Source organism: uncultured Alistipes sp., assembly GCF_949296715.1.
In the GTDB taxonomy this organism is placed as follows: Bacteria; Bacteroidota; Bacteroidia; order Bacteroidales; family Rikenellaceae; genus Alistipes.
The window spans coordinates 52974-70168 of sequence record NZ_CASFQD010000048.1 but is presented as its reverse complement, the minus strand read 5'-3'; the positions used below and the strand labels follow the sequence as shown (position 1 = coordinate 70168).

At 63.2% G+C, this 17195-nt stretch carries 14 protein-coding genes; 9 read left to right on the top strand and 5 right to left on the bottom strand.

Translation table 11 applies throughout. From position 1 onward, the window contains the following. Positions 1–17: 17 nt before the first annotated feature. The 9 genes from mtaB to Q1Y33_RS07375 all read left to right on the top strand — a co-directional run bounded on the left by mtaB (position 18) and on the right by Q1Y33_RS07375 (position 11279). Positions 18–1316, top strand: coding sequence for a tRNA (N(6)-L-threonylcarbamoyladenosine(37)-C(2))-methylthiotransferase MtaB (mtaB, locus tag Q1Y33_RS07415; RefSeq protein ID WP_300799107.1), 1299 nt, complete (start codon positions 18–20; stop codon positions 1314–1316). A gap of 50 nt (positions 1317–1366) precedes the next feature. After that, positions 1367–2152: a hypothetical protein gene (locus Q1Y33_RS07410; protein WP_300799106.1), complete on the top strand. Its 786-nt coding sequence runs from the start codon at positions 1367–1369 to the stop codon at positions 2150–2152. A gap of 7 nt (positions 2153–2159) precedes the next feature. Then, the gene (locus Q1Y33_RS07405) at positions 2160–3605 is read left to right on the top strand and encodes a TrkH family potassium uptake protein (protein ID WP_300799105.1); all 1446 of its coding nucleotides are present in this window, start codon (positions 2160–2162) and stop codon (positions 3603–3605) included. Further along, positions 3593–5149, top strand: a complete 1557-nt coding sequence (locus tag Q1Y33_RS07400) for an SPOR domain-containing protein (RefSeq protein WP_300799104.1) — start codon at positions 3593–3595, stop codon at positions 5147–5149. Before Q1Y33_RS07405 ends, Q1Y33_RS07400 begins: the two co-directional genes overlap by 13 nt. A 46-nt stretch (positions 5150–5195) precedes the next feature. Then, a complete protein-coding gene (locus Q1Y33_RS07395; protein WP_300799103.1) occupies positions 5196–5663 on the top strand; it encodes an NfeD family protein in 468 nt (155 codons plus the stop codon). 24 nt (positions 5664–5687) lie between these two features. After that, positions 5688–6659, top strand: a complete 972-nt coding sequence (floA, locus tag Q1Y33_RS07390; RefSeq protein WP_300799102.1) for a flotillin-like protein FloA — start codon at positions 5688–5690, stop codon at positions 6657–6659. Between the two features lie 417 nt (positions 6660–7076). Continuing rightward, positions 7077–8525, top strand: a complete 1449-nt coding sequence (locus tag Q1Y33_RS07385) for a hypothetical protein (protein ID WP_300799101.1) — start codon at positions 7077–7079, stop codon at positions 8523–8525. A gap of 113 nt (positions 8526–8638) precedes the next feature. Then, positions 8639–9841 (top strand): MFS transporter, encoded by a 1203-nt coding sequence (locus Q1Y33_RS07380; protein ID WP_300799100.1) that lies wholly within the window; start codon positions 8639–8641, stop codon positions 9839–9841. A 76-nt stretch (positions 9842–9917) separates the two neighbouring features. Continuing rightward, positions 9918–11279 carry a fimbrillin family protein gene (locus Q1Y33_RS07375; protein ID WP_300799099.1) on the top strand — a complete coding sequence of 454 codons (1362 nt, stop codon included), beginning with the start codon at positions 9918–9920 and terminating at the stop codon, positions 11277–11279. Positions 11280–11401: 122 nt separating this feature from the next. On the opposite strand, the gene Q1Y33_RS07370 is transcribed toward Q1Y33_RS07375, so the two are convergent. From Q1Y33_RS07370 to Q1Y33_RS07350, 5 genes are all read right to left on the bottom strand, one after another. After that, positions 11402–12607, bottom strand: a complete 1206-nt coding sequence (locus Q1Y33_RS07370) for a homoserine dehydrogenase (RefSeq protein ID WP_300799098.1) — start codon at positions 12605–12607, stop codon at positions 11402–11404. A 31-nt stretch (positions 12608–12638) separates the two neighbouring features. Then, positions 12639–13652: a homoserine O-acetyltransferase gene (metX, locus tag Q1Y33_RS07365; protein ID WP_300799126.1), complete on the bottom strand. Its 1014-nt coding sequence runs from the start codon at positions 13650–13652 to the stop codon at positions 12639–12641. After that, the gene (locus tag Q1Y33_RS07360; RefSeq protein ID WP_300799097.1) at positions 13652–14938 is read right to left on the bottom strand and encodes an O-acetylhomoserine aminocarboxypropyltransferase/cysteine synthase family protein; all 1287 of its coding nucleotides are present in this window, start codon (positions 14936–14938) and stop codon (positions 13652–13654) included. Before Q1Y33_RS07360 ends, metX begins: the two co-directional genes overlap by 1 nt. Before the next feature lie 302 nt (positions 14939–15240). Next, the gene (locus tag Q1Y33_RS07355; protein WP_300799096.1) at positions 15241–15822 is read right to left on the bottom strand and encodes a TetR/AcrR family transcriptional regulator; all 582 of its coding nucleotides are present in this window, start codon (positions 15820–15822) and stop codon (positions 15241–15243) included. Next, complete coding sequence (locus Q1Y33_RS07350) at positions 15822–17195, bottom strand: TolC family protein (RefSeq protein WP_300799095.1); 1374 nt, start codon at positions 17193–17195, stop codon at positions 15822–15824. Before Q1Y33_RS07350 ends, Q1Y33_RS07355 begins: the two co-directional genes overlap by 1 nt.

The following is a 17195-nucleotide window of genomic DNA, read 5'->3' as shown; positions in this document are numbered from 1 at the left end:
GAAAAAAGAAAGGAATCATGCAACCCCGAAGAGTCAATTTCCATACGCTCGGCTGCAAGCTCAACTTCTCGGAGACCTCGACGCTCGCCCGGGAGTTCGAGCGCGGGGGCTTCGTGCGCGTCTCCCCCACGGCCGAAGCCGACATCTGCGTCATCAACAGTTGTTCGGTGACCGAGCACGCCGACAAGAAGTGCCGTAACCTCATCCGGCGGCTGCACCGCCGCAACCCGCAGGCGATCATCGCCGTGACGGGGTGCTACGCGCAGCTCAAGCCCGAGGAGATCGCCGCGATCGACGGTGTCGACATCGTATTGAGCAACAATGACAAGGGAGCGTTATATCAACGGGTGGTCGAACTGTCGGGCAAGGGCCGGGCGCAGGTCTACAGCTGCGATACCGACTCGCTGACGTCGTTCTTCGCGGCCTTCTCGAGCGGCGACCGCACGCGGGCCTTCCTCAAGGTGCAGGACGGCTGCGACTACTGCTGCTCCTACTGCACGATCCACTACGCCCGCGGAGCAAGCCGCAACATGCCCATCGCCGACCTGGTGGCCGAGGCGCGCGAGATCGCCGCGGCGGGTCAGAAGGAGATCGTCATCACGGGGGTCAACACCGGGGATTTCGGCCGCACGACGGGCGAGCGCTTCATCGACCTGCTGCGGGCGCTGAACGACGTCGATGGGATCGAGCGCTACCGCATCTCGTCCATCGAACCGAATCTGCTAACGGATGAAATCATAGCATTTTGTGCTGCGTCACCTAAATTCCAGCATCACTTTCATATCCCGCTGCAGAGCGGCTCGGACCGCATCCTCGGACTGATGCGCCGCCGCTACACGACGGCCCGTTTCGCCGACCGCATCGCCGCCGTGCGGCGCCTGATGCCCGACGCCTTCATCGGCATCGACGTCATCGTGGGATTTCCCGGTGAGACGGAGGAGGATTTCCGCCGCACCTGCGACTTTCTGGAGGAGCTCGCCCCGGCTTTCCTGCACATCTTCCCCTTCTCGGAGCGGCCCGGCACGCCGGCCGTCGACCTGCCGGGCAAGGTGCAGCCGAGTGTGGCCACGCACCGCGTCGAGGTGCTCGAGGAGCTTTGCCGGCGGCTGCACGGCGACTTCTGCCGCCGGGCCTGCGGCACGGAGGATACCGTGCTGTTCGAGAGCACGATACGCGGCGGCATGATGTTCGGATATACGGGCAGCTACCGGCGCGTGAAGGCCCCCTACGACCGCTCGCGCATCAACACGATCTGCCGCGTGGCGCTCGTTGGGATGGATGCATCGCACGATTTGATCGGTGAAATACGGGATTAATCGAGATTAATTCGTATATTTGTTGCAAAATTGAATATTTTTCGGACGATATGACGGGTTTGCGCAAAAGGGTGACGGTCGGTTTTCTGAGCATCGTCTGCCTGCTCTTCTTTTCGGGAATGGTCTCCTTTCTGGAGTTGAGCCACTTGAGCCGTGATACGGGCGAGATTCTCAAGGCCAACAGGCGGAATATCGAACTGGCCAAGGAGATGCTCGACGCGGCACACGAGCAGAACGTCGCGCTGATCCACCTCTCGGTCTTCGGCGACCGCTCCTACGACAGCCTCTGCCGCGCCCAGCTCGAGCGGCTCGAAAATACGTTGCTCGTCGCCCAGAACGAGGCTCTTGACAAGTCGTTCCTCGACTCGCTGGCCTTTGCGACGACCGAGCTGCGCCTGCTGACGGACAACTACCTCGCCTTCGGGCTCGCCGGGGCCGATTCGCTGAACGTGGCGCAGGCCGATTCCGTGGGCGGCCGCTGGTACAACGACGAATACGAGGCGCTCTACGGCCGCCTGACCTCGGCCATCAAGAACTACATGACCTCGACGCAGAGTTCGCTGGCGCCGCGTGCCGAGCAGATGAAGAAAAACGCCTACCGGGCCGTGACTCCGGTGCTGATCTCGCTGGTGGTGATGATCGCCATCGTGCTGATGCTCTACTACTTCATGACGATCTACTGCGTGAATCCCATCCTCGGGATGAACAAGGGGCTGGGTGATTACCTCTCCTTCCGCATCCCCTTCACCGTCAAGGGCGAGTGCAAGGACGAGATGCTCGAGCTCAAGGAGAAGATCGACACGCTGATCAACCAGTCGAAACAGTCCAAATCGTGATGCCGCAATGAGAGTGGATGTGGTTTTGCGCTATGTCGGCGTCGTGATGCTCTTCATCGCGGCGTTCATGCTGCTGTCGGCGGGTATCTCCTACGTCAGCGGCGTGGACTCGGCGTTCTATCCCCTGCTGCTCTCGTCGCTGCTGACGGCGCTGCTGGGGGCCTTTCCGCTGATCTTCGTCGAACGCAAGGTGCAGATCACCAACAAGGAGGGGTTCTGCATCGTCGTCGGCTCGTGGCTCGTGGCCTGCGTCGTGGGGATGTTCCCCTACCTGATCTGGGGCGGCGAATTCAACCTGGAAAATGCCTGGTTCGAGAGTGTCTCGGGCTTCACGACCACGGGCGCCACGATTCTCAACGACGTCGAGATCCTGCCGCGCGGCATGCAGTTCTGGCGCATGGGCACGACGTGGATCGGCGGTATGGGCGTCGTGATGTTCGCGCTGGTGGTCCTGCCGTCGATGGGCCGCAGCAAGATGACCCTCTCGAACGTCGAACTCTCGACGCTGGCCAAGGACAACTACCGCTACCATACGCAGCTCATCGTGCAGATCCTGCTGGTGGTCTACGTCGGACTGACGGCCCTGACAACCCTGCTGCTCAAGGCGGCAGGCATGAACTGGTTCGACTCGCTCTGCCATGCCATGTCGGCCTGCGCGACGAGCGGCTTCTCGACCAAGAACGCCAGCCTGGCCTACTACAACAGTCCCGCCATGGAGACGATCCTCATCTTTGCGATGGCCATCGCCGGCGTCCACTTCGGACTGATCTACGCCACCGTGACGGGCAAGCGCAACAACATCTTCCGTTCGGAGGTGGCGCGCTACTACTTCGGCATATTGCTGCTGGGCAGCGTACTGATCGCCGTCAGCCTCTATGCCGCGGACATCTACCCCACGCTCTGGCGGGCCTTCCGCTATGCGGCCTTCCAGTTCGTGACGCTGGTGACGACGACCGGATTCGCCACGGCCGACACGAACGAGTGGACCTCGTTCGCGATCATTCTGCTGATCTTCGGTTCGATCATCTGCGCCTGTGCCGGTTCGACGGCCGGCGGCATCAAGGTCAACCGGCTGGTGCTGGCCGGCAAGATGATGCGTGCGCGCCTCAAGCAGCAGCAGCATCCCAATGCCGTGATCCGCATCCGGCTCGACGGCATCATCCAGGACAACGAGACGCTGCATGCGGTGATGATCTTCATCGTCACCTACCTGATGTTCATCCTGCTGGGGACGGTGATCGGTACGCTCTTCGGCTGCGACCTGATGACGAGCTTCTCGGGGTCCGTGGCCTGCATCGGAAACGTCGGCCCGGGCTTCGGCGAGGTCTATTCGTTCGGCAACTACGGCGGTCTGCCGGCCGTGGTCAAGCTGACCTATTCGCTGCTGATGCTGCTGGGCCGTCTGGAGATTTTCGGTCTCATTCAACTCTTTTTCATTAAATGGTGGAGATAACTGCGATGTTTCGTGGAATTTGCATAACCCTCCTGTCGTTTGCCGCACTGATCTGGTCCGGAAAGGCCGTCGCGCAGCATCCTGCGGTGGAGGCCCGGATTGCGGGGCTCGAGAGCAACGAGGAGTACATGTCGCTGCTGCGCCGCGATGCGCAGCTGCAGGTGCGTGAGGATTCGATCATGCACGTCGTGAGCGGCATGCGGCATCGCCTGCACGACGAACCGGACAACCGCCAGCGCTACACGCAGGAGATTCTGCGGCTCGAAAGCCTGATCTTCGACCTGCGCACCGCCAAGGGGCGACTGATCGACCGCATCAATGCCATCGAGCAGGAGTGGGTCCTTGCCAACCTGAACTCCGCGTCGGCTTCGGAGCCGTCGTCCGCGGCGGAGGTCACCATCCCCGACTCGCTCAAGGTGCGCAATCTGGTGTACAACAGCTATTTCCGTGACTGTCTCGCTCCGGAGGACTACGCGGCGCTGCGCCGTGCCCAGCGCATGGAGCCGCAGGCCGTGGACTATGTCAACCGCTTCCTGGTCAACCACGGGACTGCCACCGATCTGGCCGAGGCCTATGCGGCCGCCCGCACCGAGGGCGAGGCGCTGGAGATTCACGACCGCTTCGAGTCGCTCGAGCGGCAGAACGCGGGGCTGTCCGATTCGCTGTCGACCCTCTGGAACTACATCTACGACAACAAGAGCTACGCCTACTCCTATGTGCTCGACCGGCTGGGCGAGGAGGAGATTCTCTCCCGCGAGGAGGAGCTTGCGGCGCGGGCGTCGCGTCAGATGACCACGCTGCGCGGCGAGACCGCCTCGGATGCCGTGGCGGACTACTTCCTGCGCAAGCGCGTGATTGTCGACTACGAGGAGCAGGTGGCCCGCGTATTGGGTCTGACGGCTGCGGCCGACTCGTTGCGGGGGGTTGCCGAACAGCTGGAAACGGTGGACTTCCGCCTGCCGAAGGTCCGCATCGCCGAGCGCAGCTTCCTCGACTACGACTCGGTCGCCTTCTCGTCGCATCCGAAGTACACCTACCAGAACCCCATCCCCGAGTGCAAGGTCTACGCCAACGGCACGATCTACCGCATCCTGCTCGGGACCTTCAATACGAAGCGTGCGGCGGCGACCTTCCGCGGCGCCTACCCGCTCTTCTACCTGATCAACGATGCGGGCAAGTGGTGTTACTACACGGGCGGTTTCGCCACCTTCGACGAGGCCGAGGCGGCGCGCAAGCTCCTCAAGGAGCACGGCTTCATCCGGCCCGAGATCGTGGTCTGGACCGACGGCGTCTACCGCAACCTGGCGCAGGACCCCGATGCGGGCAAGACCTTCTTCCGGATCGAGATCACCGGAACGGACGCCCTGTCGGACGAGGTGAAGCGGGTGATCGCCGAGACTTCGGGCGGTGCCGAGCTTTCGCGCGCCGGGCAGAATTTCGTCGTCGGGACGTTCAGCGACCGCGCCGTCGTCGACCGTGTGGCGGACGCCATCCGTGCGACGGACCCCGCATTGGAAATAAAAGTCGCGGAAATCGCGGAATAATCGGAAAAAATCCGTATATTGGCACTATATACCGAATACAATCTTCATGGATATGTTCTATATCGTGCTGCTGATTCTCTTCGGCGTACTCTTTCTGGTCGCCGAACTGGTCCTTCTGCCCGGCGTGTCGGTCGGCGCCCTGCTGGCGCTGGTCAGCTACGGCGGGGCCGTCTACCTCTCGTTCCGTGAATTCGGAACCGTCGGGGGCATCATCGCCATTGCCGTCGTGCTGCTGCTGTCGCTTGTGGCGACGGTCATATCGCTGCGCTCCAAGACCTGGCAGCGCTTCTCGCTCCGACAGGAGATCGACTCGTCGAGCATGCCCCGCCCCGAGGAGGAGCTGCACGTGGGTGAACGCGGACGGACCCTTTCGCGCCTCTCGCCCATGGGCAAGGTCGAGATCGACGGCCGCATCTACGAGGCCAAGTCGCTCGACGCCTATGTCGACCCGCAGCGCGAGGTCGAGATCGTGGGGTTCGAGAACTTCAGCGTGATCGTGAAAGTAATCAATTAATCAATTCAACAAGCCCTTTTCGCTATGGATTTTCAGTCTGGAATGATCGTACTGATCGTCTTCGTGAGCCTTTTCGCCATCTGGCTCGTCTTCTATTTCATCCCCGTGGGACTGTGGTTCTCGGCCCTGGTGTCGGGTGTGCGGATCAGTCTGCTGCAGCTCATCCTGATGCGCTGGCGCAAGGTGCCGCCCTCGACGATCGTCTCGTCGATGATCGAAAGCACGAAGGCCGGGCTGAAGCTCAACCCCAACGAGCTGGAGGCGCACTACCTCGCCGGCGGCAACGTCACGAACGTCGTGCATGCGCTTGTCTCGGCGCAGAAGGCCAATATCATGCTCGATTTCAAGATGGCGACGGCCATCGACCTGGCGGGCCGCGACGTCTTCGAGGCCGTGCAGATGTCGGTGAACCCGAAGGTCATCAATACGCCGCCCGTGGCCGCCGTGGCGAAGGACGGCATTCAGCTCATCGCCAAGGCCCGCGTGACGGTGCGTGCCAACATCAAGCAGCTGGTCGGCGGTGCCGGTGAGGAGACCGTGCTGGCGCGTGTCGGCGAGGGCATCGTCTCGTCGATCGGTTCGGCCGACTCGCACAAGATCGTGCTCGAAAATCCCGACTCCATATCGCGTGTCGTGCTCGAGAAGGGTCTCGATGCGGGGACGGCCTTCGAAATCCTCTCGATCGACATTGCCGACATCGACGTGGGCAAGAACATCGGCGCCCAGTTGCAGATGGACCAGGCGCAGGCCGACAAGAACATCGCGCAGGCGAAGGCCGAGGAGCGGCGCGCAATGGCCGTGGCGCTCGAGCAGGAGAACAAGGCCAAGGCGCAGGATGCGCGCGCCAAGGTGATCCTGGCCGAGGCGGAGGTGCCGCTGGCCATGGCCGAGGCGTTCCGCAACGGCAACCTCGGGATCATGGACTACTACAAGATGAAGAACATCATGGCCGACACGACGATGCGCGAGTCGATCGCCCGGCCCGAGAAAAAATAGCGTCTGCCGCCCGACATGCGGGCGGAAGACGGTCGTCCGAAGGGGAATCCGGCAGCGGGTTCCCCTTTCCTGTCTCTTATGCGAAATGTGCCTTTCCCGCGCCGGGCGTCCTTTCCTTGTGTGGAATGTCTCTTTCCCGAGCCGGGCGGCTCTTTCCCGCACCGGCGCCCGGGGATACATAATGCCGGGCGCTCCGACACCCGGTGCCGAACGTTGCGGACCCTGCGCGGGCGTGCCGTGTGCCGGCCGCACCGCCGAAATGCCCCTGCGACATACTAATCGGCGCAAAGTTCCGTTTATGTGACGGACGGAAAGAGCTTTCCGGCGAAATTATGGCGGACCTTGTTGGGATATATGCCGCTTTTTGGTATCTTTGCAAGGATTTTCAACATGCGAAATTTGGTAAAAGCGAATCATATGAATGGATTTTTCAGGAGTGCGCTCCTCCTTGTCGCTGCGGCTCTCTGTGCCGTGTCGTGCAACAAGGACGGAGAGCGCGGCAGACTGTCGTTCGAAAACTCGGCGGTCTATTTCCGTGCCGGGGAGACGAAAACCTTGAAATTCACCGCTTCGAACGTCAAATCCTTCTCAGTGTCGTCGAAACCGACCGAGTGGAGCGATGCGGAGGTCGATGCCGCTGCCCGGACCGTGCGGATCACGGCTCCGGCCGCCGACAACGACAAGGCCGATCTGTCGGGCACGCTGACCCTCTCCGGCAAGGCCGACAACGGCAAGACGGTGACGGCTTCGGTCTTCGTGAGCATCAGCGAGGAGGTCGACATGAGCGCGCGTCCGGCCAACAGCTTCATCGTGAACCGCAAGCAGACCAACTACCTGTTCGATGCCATGCATGCGGGTGACGGCCGCACGGCGCTGGAGACGGCCGAGGTGAAGATCATCTGGCAGCGCCCGTCGGGGCTTGTCGAATACCTGACGCTCGGCGACAACGGCAAGGCGTCGTTCTATGTCGGTGCCGACGATGACGACGATACCCGCATCCAGCAGGGCAACGCCCTGATCGGCGCCTACGACAAGGACGGCAGCCTGCTGTGGAGCTGGCATGTCTGGGCCGTGGACTACGATCCGGCGGACAACGGTACGGTCGTGTTCAACGGCTACGAGATGATGAACCGCAACCTCGGGGCGCTGGCCTGCTCCAACGCTTCGTCGGGCGACATTCTGGATTCCTACGGGCTCTATTACCAGTGGGGCCGCAAGGACCCCTTCGTCGGTCCGGGCACGTATGATTTCAGCAACGGATCGTCGGCCACGATGTACAACGAGAAGGGCAACAGCGTGACGCTCTCCGTCAAGGAGTCGTCGGCCGAGACCGGCACGGCGGAGTATGCGCGCGAGCATCCGGTGACCTTCATCGCGGGTGTCGAGGAGTCGGGCTACGACTGGATGTGGGGTTCGCATTCCGATGCCCTGTGGGGCGCGGAGAAGACGGCGAACGACCCCTGCCCCTATGGCTGGAAGGTCGCTCCGGCAGCCGCCTTTGCCGCTCTGACGATCGCCGACCCGCTTGCGGGCGTTTCGTATGAGGAGTATGCCGACAAGTACGGCTGGACGCTGACCGACGGCAGCGCCGAGTCGCTCTTCATGGGCGCCGGACGCCGCATCTACCCCGACGGCAAGTTCCAGAACATCTACGTGAATCCCGACTCGGAGCGCCAGGTACGTAACGTGGCGATGTATGACCAGCCCTGGATCGGGCTTTACTGGACGACGGGAGCCTCCTCGTCGCAGGCTTCGGCCTTCTATTTCTTCTTCAACAAACTCCACGTCGAGAACAGCCGCGTCGGGGGCATCGTCTCCCACTACCGCGCCAACGGCATGCCGGTGCGCTGCGTGGCCGACCGCTGATCGGGACGGGACGGATGACATGACGGGCGACGGAGTGGCGGAAGCGGCTCCGTCGCCCGTCGTTTACGGCGGTTTGGTACGACACTTGCTCGTATGACGGAAACCGCTTCGTCATGGAAATCAAAACAGGAAAAGGCACGATCCCGCTCGTGGTGCTGCTGGCCATCTGGTCCGTCTCGGCCATCTCGTCGCTGCCCGGACTGGCCATCTCGCCCGTGCTGGGCGATCTGAACCGCATCTTCCCCAAAGCCACGGACCTCGAAATCCAGATGCTCACCTCGCTGCCGTCGCTGCTCATCATCCCCTTCGTGCTACTTTCGGGCCGGCTCTCCGTCGGGCCGCACCGCCTGCGGATACTCACCGTCGGGCTGTCGCTCTTCTTTTTGAGCGGCGTGGCCTGCCTTTTCGCCCGGAGCATGGACTCGCTGATCTTCATCAGCTGCCTGCTCGGCGTCGGTGCCGGCATGGTCATCCCCTTCTCCACGGGACTGGTCGTCGACTACTTTACGGGCGACTGCCGCGTCCGGCAGCTGGGCTACAGCTCGGCGATCAACAACCTGACACTCGTGCTGGCAACGGCCCTGACGGGCTACCTCGCCGATGTCGACTGGCACCTGCCCTTCCTGGTCTACACGCTGCCGGGAGTCTCGCTCCTGCTGGTCGGGACGCTGCGCCGCCGGCGTTCGGCCCCCGAACCGGCGCAGAGCATCCAGCTGCGGCACAAGTCGATCGACCTTGCGAAACTCGTCGGACTGATGGGGCTCTACTTCTTCATCACCTATGCCGTGCTGGTGGTGACCTTCTATGCGTCGTTCCTGATCGACGACTACCGCATCGAGAGCTCCTTCTCGGGGGTCGTCATCTCGCTCTTCTTCCTGGCGATCATGCTTCCCGGCCTCTTCATCGCCCGCATCATCGCCCGCCTGAAGCAGTACGTGAATTTCGTCTCGCTTGTGGCGATCGGTCTGGGGCTGCTCTGTGTCGGCATCTTCCGTGACCGCTCGATGCTTGTTGTCGGCGCCCTGCTGGCCGGTCTGGGATACGGCGCGATGCAGCCCGTCATCTACGACAAGGCCGCGACGATCGCTCCGCCCCGCTCGGCGATGCTGGCGCTGTCGTTCGTCATGGCGATGAACTACCTCGCCGTGATGGTCTGCCCGCTGCTTGTCGACCTTTTCCGGCATCTGTTTCACGATCAGGGCGATCGCTTCCCCTTCCTCTTCAACGGAGTGCTGGCGCTGGGCCTTGCCGTGGCCGCCGGCATCCGCCGCAGCCATTTTACGCTCGGGCTCGATGCTTCGTACTACAAAAGTTGACGGAAGATGTCGAAAATAGGATAAAAAGTCTTATTTTTGCGACATAAAGACGCAATTTTTAAGACTTGGATTCCAAATGAAGAGATCGATTCTTACTGCATGGGCGGCTCTTGCCGCCTTTTTGCTTGCGGGATGTGCCGAGCGGGCCGATTCCGCTGCCTCCGTGCGGATCGCACCCACGATCCGCACCCGTGTCTCGGGACTCTACTTCGAAACGGGCGACCGGATCGGTCTGTCCGTCGTGCGGAGCTCCGGCCCCTATGTCGAGAACCGCATGATGACCTACAACGGCTCGACCTTCACCTCGCCGGGGTTCCTGTGGTACAACGACCTGAACGAAACCTCGACGCTGACGGCCTACTACCCCTATTCGGCGGAGGGTGTACCCGAGGAGTTCCGCGTCGGGACGGACCAGACGTCGGGCTGTGCCTCGTCGGACCTGCTGGGCGCCGTGAAGCGCGACGTCACGCCGGCGTCGGCTCCCGTGGGCATGATCTTCTACCACCTGCTCACGCAGCTGTCGATCCGCGTGAACAACCTCTCCGACGCCTCCGTTACGGGCATCACCGTCGGCGGCACGGTCACCACGGCCGCGGTGGACCTCACGGTTCCGACGGCCTCGGCATTGGACGGCGCGGCGACGGAGGATATCTCGGTCTGCTGCGTGACGCCCGACAAGGAGTATCAGGTCATTCTCGTGCCGCAGCAGGCGTCGCTCACCGTGACGGTGCGCACCGATGACGGCAAGAGCCGCAGCCGCACGATCTCCTCGACCCTGCTCGAGAGCGGCAAGCACTACGACCTGTCGGTCGAGGTGACCAACATCGACATTTCGCTCTCGTTGAGCGGCGAGATCAGCGACTGGGAGGACGGCGGATCGCTCGACGACGGCAGCGGCAACGGGGACTCCGGTTCGGGCGACGTGACGGTGACCGACGGAACGATCTCCTACGCCGGTGAGACCTACCGCACGGTGGCGATCGACGGCCGGGTCTGGATGGCCGAGAACCTGCGCTGCATGCCCGAGGGCGCGGCGCTGGGCAGTGGCGTCTGGAACCCTGCGGGCGGAGCCTCGGCTATCCCGACGCAGGGCATGCTCTACGACTATGCCACGGCCACGGCCGGGGAGAGCTGGAGCGAAGGCGTGCAGGTGCAGGGCATCTGTCCGCCGGGCTGGCACCTGCCCGACGAGGCAGAGCTGACCGCCCTGGCCGGGAGTGCGGCGCGCCCCGACGACTTCTTCGTCTGCGGCGGTTACTGGATCTACGGTGCTTCAGGTGACCGGCTCGGCTCGACAAGCAAGGGCTATGTGATGGGCTCGACGCTGCAGGACGGCAAGTGCAGCTGCCTGCTGTTCACGACGCTCGACAACGACGTGCCGCAGGTGACCTCGATCTCCGCGGAGTTCGGACTGACGGTGCGCTGCGTGCAGGACTGACGCGCGGCGCATGATACGACAGGGCCCCGGACCGGCAGGTTCGGGGCCTTGTTGCGTCCGGCCGCGGCGGTTCGGCGGTTGCGGGACGGATTCCGGCCGCTGTACGGACCTCGGCTTCCGGATCAGTGGTCGCGGTTCAGGAAGAAGATCGGGATATTGGCCAGGAAAACGTCCGGTCCGGAGAGCTGCGCCCGCTTGGCGAGCAGCTCGCTCAACGCAATGTCGCCGATGACGTAGTTGCTCTCCTCGCTCGTGTACTGCTCGTGCACCTTCGTGAAGTGCAGGATGCGGTGGATGTCCGTCTTCGTGTAGCGGACGTAGACCTTCAGCGTGATGTCGGTCGTGTAGTCGGGCTTCTGCACGTAGTTCTGCTTCTTGTACTCGTAGCGGTAGTCGTGCAGGCGCGCCATGATGTCGCTCAGGATCGACGAGGCCGTGGGCAGGCTCCCGGCCCCCTTGCCGAACATGAACTGCCGGTCGTAGCACTCGCCGCGGATCACCACGCCGTTGTACTCGTCGTCGACGCTGTAGATGTACTTGTCCGGCGTGACGAACTCCGGCATGACGAACATCGTGAAGTGCTCCTCGCTGACCTTGACGACCTGCGCCACGAGCTTGATCTTCACGCCCTTCTCGCGGGCGTAGCGGATGTCCGACTCGTGGATTGTCGAGATGCCGTAGGTGAAGATGCGCTCCGGGGCGACGTAGGTGCCCAGCGCGTGCACGGTGATGATGACCAGCTTGAAGAGCGAGTCGTAGCCCTCGATGTCGAACGACGGGTCGCTCTCGGCGAAGCCCAGCGCCTGGGCCTGGGCCAGCGCATTGGCGTAGGTGTCGCGGTGGTCGAACACGCGCGAGAGGATGTAGTTCGACGAGCCGTTCAGGATGCCCTTCACCTCGAGCAGCAGGTCGTTGTCGTAGTACTCCTCGAGGTTGCGGATTACGGGGATCGAGCCGCACGACGAGGCGTCGTAGAGCAGTGCCACGCGGTTGCGCTTCTGGATGTCGATCAGCTCGGGCAGGTGGTGCGCCAGCATCGTCTTGTTGCCCGAGACGACCGGAATGCCCTTCAGCAGGGCCCGTTTGACGATGTCGTAGGCGGCGCGGGCGTCGTCGATGACCTCGACGATGAGGTTGATTTCGGGGTTGTCGAGAATCTCGTCCGCCGAGTCGGTGAAGCAGCTGCGGTCGATTGCGCGGGGCTTGTCGAGCGAGCGCACGCAGATCTTCACGATCTCGGCGTGGGCGTTCTTCGACTTGCGCACCACTTCGTAGATGCCTTGCCCGACGACGCCGAAGCCGAAGAGGCCGATTTTGATTTTTGCCATATCTGTTCCGTTTTTGTTGTTTGTGCGTTGATTACTGCTCCATGAAGGGAAGGAGCAGGGCGTTGAGCTGTTCGTGCTCGACCAGGAAGCCGTCGTGGCCGAACGGCGAGTCGATCTCGCGGTAGCTGCTGCCGGGGATCATCGCGTGCAGCCCGCGCATCTCCTCCGGCGTAAAGATGATGTCGGAGGTGATGCCCACGACCAGCGTCCGGGCCCGGATGCGGGCGAGTGCCGCCGCTACCCCGCCTCGCCCGCGGCCCGCGTCGTGCGTGTCGAAGGCATTGAGGATGGCGTAGTACGAATAGGCGTTGTAGCGCCGGCAGAGCTTCTCGCCCTGGTACTGCTGGTAGGTCGAGGCACGGTGTTGGGCCGGCAGCTCTTCGCGGTCCTGCTGCGTGAGGTTGTAGCCCTGCGAGCCGCGGTAGGTCAGCAGCCCGATGGCGCGGGCTGCCGCGAGCCCCGCCATGCCGGCGTCGTCGCGCGGCTCGCCGAACGTCGCGTCGGCCTCGATGGCCATGCGCTGCGTCTCGTCGATGGCGATGCTCCACGGCGAGGCCTTCGCCGCCGTGGCGATCAGGATGAGCCTGTTGATCCGTTCCGGCTCCTCGACGGCCCACTCCACGGCCTGGAACCCGCCCACGGAGCTGCCGACCAGCGTGTCGATCGTCCCGATGCCGAGGGCGTCGGCCAGCAGGCGGTGCGCACGCACCATGTCGCGGATCGTGAAGGGCGGGAAATCCCGGTAATAGGGCCGCCCCGTCGCGGGGTTGACGTGCAGGGGGCCCGTCGTGCCGTAGTGCGAACCGAGGATGTTGGCGCAGATGACGAAGTGGCGCGCCGGGTCGAGGAAGCGCCCCGCCTCGACCGTGTGGGGCCACCAGTCGGCCACGTCCGAGTTGGCCGTCAGGGCGTGGCACACCCAGACGACGTTGTCGCGCGCGGCATTCAGCGTGCCGCAGGTGTGGTACGCGATGCGCAGCTCGGGCAGCGTGCGGCCCGTTTCGAGCGGGAAGGGCCCGGGACTGACGTAGAGGTGTGCTTCCATCATCCGACGTGTACGAAGGCTTGTTCGAAATCCTCGATCAGATCGTCCGGGTCCTCCAGCCCCGGCGAGATGCGCAGCAGCGTCGGCGTGACGCCCGCGGCCGCGAGGTCGGCTTCGCCGAGCTGCTTGTGGGTGGTCGACGCCGGGTGTGTGACGACGGTGATCGAATCGCCGATCATGGTCATGTTCGTCGCCAGATGCAGCGACTCGACGAAGCGCACGGTGCTTTCGAGTGTCCCCTTGAGCTCGATGGTGAAGACTGCCGACGAGCCGAAGCGGTAGTATTTGCGGGCGTTCGCGCAGCTCGGGTGCGAGTCGAATCCCACGAAGCTCACACGCTCGACCTTCGGGTGGCTGCGGCAGTATTCGGCGAGCTTCCAGGTCGACTCGACCTCGTGGCGGACGCGCAGCGAGAGGGTCTCGAGCCCGAGCAGCATCAGGTAGGAGTCGAACGGCGAGGGGCAGCAGCCCAGGTCGCGGAGTCCGTCGACGCGGCACTTGACGATGAAGGCCGCGCGGCCGAACGCCCGGTGGAGGTTCAGCCCGTGGTACCCCTCCGACGGGCCGTCGATTTGCGGGAACTTGCCGTTCGACCAGTCGTAGTTGCCGCCGTCGACGATCACGCCGCCCATGGCCGTGCCGTGGCCGTTAATCCACTTCGTCGCGGAGTCCACGACGATGTTCGCACCCCACTGGAAGGGGTTGCAGAGGTAGCCCGCCGCACCGAACGTGTTGTCGACGACGAAGGGTACGTCATGGCGCCGCGCCAGCGCTCCCAGCCCCTCGAGGTCGGGCACCGCGCAGGTCGGGTTGCCCATGCTCTCGACGTAGAGCGCCCGCGTGCGGTCGTCGATCAGCCGCTCGAATGCCTCGGGTGTCTCGGCCGGGGCGATGCGGCAGTCGATGCCGAGGTTGCGCAGCGAGATGCGGAACTGGTTGTAGGTGCCGCCGTAGAGGTGCGGCGAGGTGACGATGTTGTCGCCTGCCGAGGCGAGCGACAGCACCGTCACGAGGATTGCCGACATGCCCGACGACACGGCCAGCGCCCCGACGCCGCCGTAGAGCGCCGCGATGCGCTGCTCGAAGGCCGAGGTCGTGGGGTTCTGCAGCCGGGTGTAGATGTTCCCGGCCTCGCTCAACTCGAAGAGCCGTGCGGCGTGGTCGCAGCTCCGGAAGCGGTAGGCCGCCGTGGGATAGATCGCCACGCCGCGTGCCCCGGTGGGCTCGTCGGGCGTGAGGCCCGCATGGACCTGCAGGGTCTCGAATCGGTAGTTTTTCTGTTCCATATTCAGTCGTGTTTGCAAATTCGTTCATGAAAAAATCCGGCATCGCAGGACGCCGGATTCAGACTTTCGCGTGCACGAAGCACTTACACCCGGCAAGATCGGTTGCACATGCACATCATACCCATCATCATGCCGCGGAGCATGCTGCGGTTCGTTGCGTGATATGTCGTGCGTGCATTCACCTCTTTTCGGGTTTCGATACGGCAAATATACGCTTTTTTTGCATTTTTCCGCCGGTCGGGGCACAAAAAAATCCGCAGGATGCCTTCCTGCGGATTTTTCCGTGTCGTACCGGCAGGCGCCTATCGCCTCCGGTCGATGAGTTCGATACCCTGCCGGGTTGCGGCCCCGCGCAGGAAGATTTTGCAGAAGAGACTGATCTCGTCGCGCGTCGTATTGTTCAGCCGGAGTTCCAGAATCGTGGAGAGCAGTTTCGTGGCAAAGGACCTCGCGTCGATCTCCTGCAGCAGCAGCCCCTCCTGGCGGCAGCGTTCCAGATCGTCGGTCAGCTCCCGGATCCAGAATTCGCGGTGCTCGTCGTAATGTTCGGCGAAGATCACCTTGCGGCGGATGTCCGTCAGAAAACTGTGTTCCACCTCGCAGAGAATGTCGATGTATTCGTTCATGAGTTTCATCGCCTTCTGCAGCGGACTGCCGCTGCGGCGTTTCCGGCATTCGACAATGTGCTGCTGCTGCCGGTGGCTCAAGTCGTCGAGACAGGCATTCACCAGGTCGTTCTTGTCGGTGAACATCTCGTAGAGCGTGCGTTTGGAGATACCGAGCGTCTGGGCGATCTCATCGACCCGCACGGCACGGATGCCGTTGCGGGTGATGAGCTCCTGCGTCGTGCGGATAATCTCGTCTCTGGTCGCTCCCCGCTTCATTATTTCTCCTCCTGCGTGATGTCACGACCGCCGCCCAGAGCCTGGTAGAGGTTCACGACACCCTGTATCTCGTCGAACTGATCCGCAATCTGCGACAGGCGCGCCGTCAGCAGCGACTGCTCGGCGGTCAGCACCTCGAGGTAGGTCGTCGTGCCGTGCTGCATGAGCAGTTCGGTGCTCTCCACGGCGCGCTCGAGCGCCTCGATCTGCCGGTTGCGCAGGTCCGTCTTGGCACGGGCCGACTGGCTCTGCGTCAGGGCGTTGTTTACCTCGGCCCCGGCGTTGAGCAGTGCCTGCTGGAACGCCAGCAGCGACTCCTGCTGCTGGGCCTTGGCGATCTGTACGCGGGCCCGGTTGGCATTGGCGTTGAAGAGCGGTTGCAGCAGCGATCCCGCGGCATTCCAGATCAGCTTGCCCGGATCGACGATACCGGCTCCGCTGTTGTTGGTCCAGCCCAGCGTTCCGCTCAACGTGATCGACGGGTAGAGTGCCGACCGTGCCTCGCTCGTGGCGTAGTAGGACTGCATGAGCGTGTACTCGGCCGAACGGATGTCGGGACGGTTCGAGAGCATCTGCAGGGGCACGCCCACCGCAAGGGTCTCGGGCAGCTGCTGCGCCTCGAGCCTGCCGCGCGCGATCGTGTGCGGCGCCTCGCCCAGCAGCGAGCAGAGGCTGTTCTCGGCCTGCGTGCGCTGATAGGCCAGGTCATGCAGCGAAGCTTCGATCGAGAGCGTGTTGGCCTCGTACTGGGCTACGCCCGCCTCGTTGGTCATGCCCGCATCCTTCATGGCGCGCATCGTCTCGACGCTCTGACGCCACTTGGCCGCGGTCTCCTCCGTGATCTCGTACTGGCTGTCGAGCATCAGCAGCGAATAGTAGAGGTTGGCGACGCTGGCGATCAGCTGCGTCTTCACGGCCTGCTCGTACTCCTTGCTCTGGAGGTAGAGCGCCTTCGACTTGCGCTTGGCGTTGGTCAGGCCGTTGAAGATGTCGATCTGCCAGCTGGCCGTGACCGGAATGGAGTAGGTCTTCGTCGCGGGAGCGCCGTCGAAGCTGCTCAACGAACCCTGCGGTGCGAAGTTGAACGACGGCAGGTAAGCCAGGCGTGCCGACTTGAGCGTCGCCTCGGCCTCCTTCACGCGCCAGCCTGCCGACTGCAGGTCGGTGTTGTTCTCCAGCGCCAGGGCGATGAGCTCCTGCAGCTGGGGATCGGTGAACATCTCCTGCCAGCGGATGTCGCCCAGGGTCGTCGAGTCGGCCGTCTCGGCCGTGCCGTACAACCCTGCCGTCGTGACCTCCGGGCGGGTATAGGGTTTGTAGATGCCGCAGCCCGTCAAGGCGGCTGCCAGGCATATAATCACGATCTTTTTCAT

Excerpts from the sequence above, each read along its gene's own strand:
- mtaB (WP_300799107.1), top strand. The coding sequence starts at position 18 with ATGCAACCCCGAAGAGTCAATTTCCATACGCTCGGCTGCAAGCTCAAC.
- Q1Y33_RS07410 (WP_300799106.1), top strand. The coding sequence starts at position 1,367 with ATGACGGGTTTGCGCAAAAGGGTGACGGTCGGTTTTCTGAGCATCGTC.
- Q1Y33_RS07405 (WP_300799105.1), top strand. The coding sequence starts at position 2,160 with ATGAGAGTGGATGTGGTTTTGCGCTATGTCGGCGTCGTGATGCTCTTC.
- Q1Y33_RS07400 (WP_300799104.1), top strand. The coding sequence starts at position 3,593 with ATGGTGGAGATAACTGCGATGTTTCGTGGAATTTGCATAACCCTCCTG.
- Q1Y33_RS07395 (WP_300799103.1), top strand. The coding sequence starts at position 5,196 with ATGGATATGTTCTATATCGTGCTGCTGATTCTCTTCGGCGTACTCTTT.
- floA (WP_300799102.1), top strand. The coding sequence starts at position 5,688 with ATGGATTTTCAGTCTGGAATGATCGTACTGATCGTCTTCGTGAGCCTT.
- Q1Y33_RS07385 (WP_300799101.1), top strand. The coding sequence starts at position 7,077 with ATGAATGGATTTTTCAGGAGTGCGCTCCTCCTTGTCGCTGCGGCTCTC.
- Q1Y33_RS07380 (WP_300799100.1), top strand. The coding sequence starts at position 8,639 with ATGGAAATCAAAACAGGAAAAGGCACGATCCCGCTCGTGGTGCTGCTG.
- Q1Y33_RS07375 (WP_300799099.1), top strand. The coding sequence starts at position 9,918 with ATGAAGAGATCGATTCTTACTGCATGGGCGGCTCTTGCCGCCTTTTTG.
- Q1Y33_RS07370 (WP_300799098.1), bottom strand. The coding sequence starts at position 12,607 with ATGGCAAAAATCAAAATCGGCCTCTTCGGCTTCGGCGTCGTCGGGCAA.
- metX (WP_300799126.1), bottom strand. The coding sequence starts at position 13,652 with ATGGAAGCACACCTCTACGTCAGTCCCGGGCCCTTCCCGCTCGAAACG.
- Q1Y33_RS07360 (WP_300799097.1), bottom strand. The coding sequence starts at position 14,938 with ATGGAACAGAAAAACTACCGATTCGAGACCCTGCAGGTCCATGCGGGC.
- Q1Y33_RS07355 (WP_300799096.1), bottom strand. The coding sequence starts at position 15,822 with ATGAAGCGGGGAGCGACCAGAGACGAGATTATCCGCACGACGCAGGAG.
- Q1Y33_RS07350 (WP_300799095.1), bottom strand. The coding sequence starts at position 17,195 with ATGAAAAAGATCGTGATTATATGCCTGGCAGCCGCCTTGACGGGCTGC.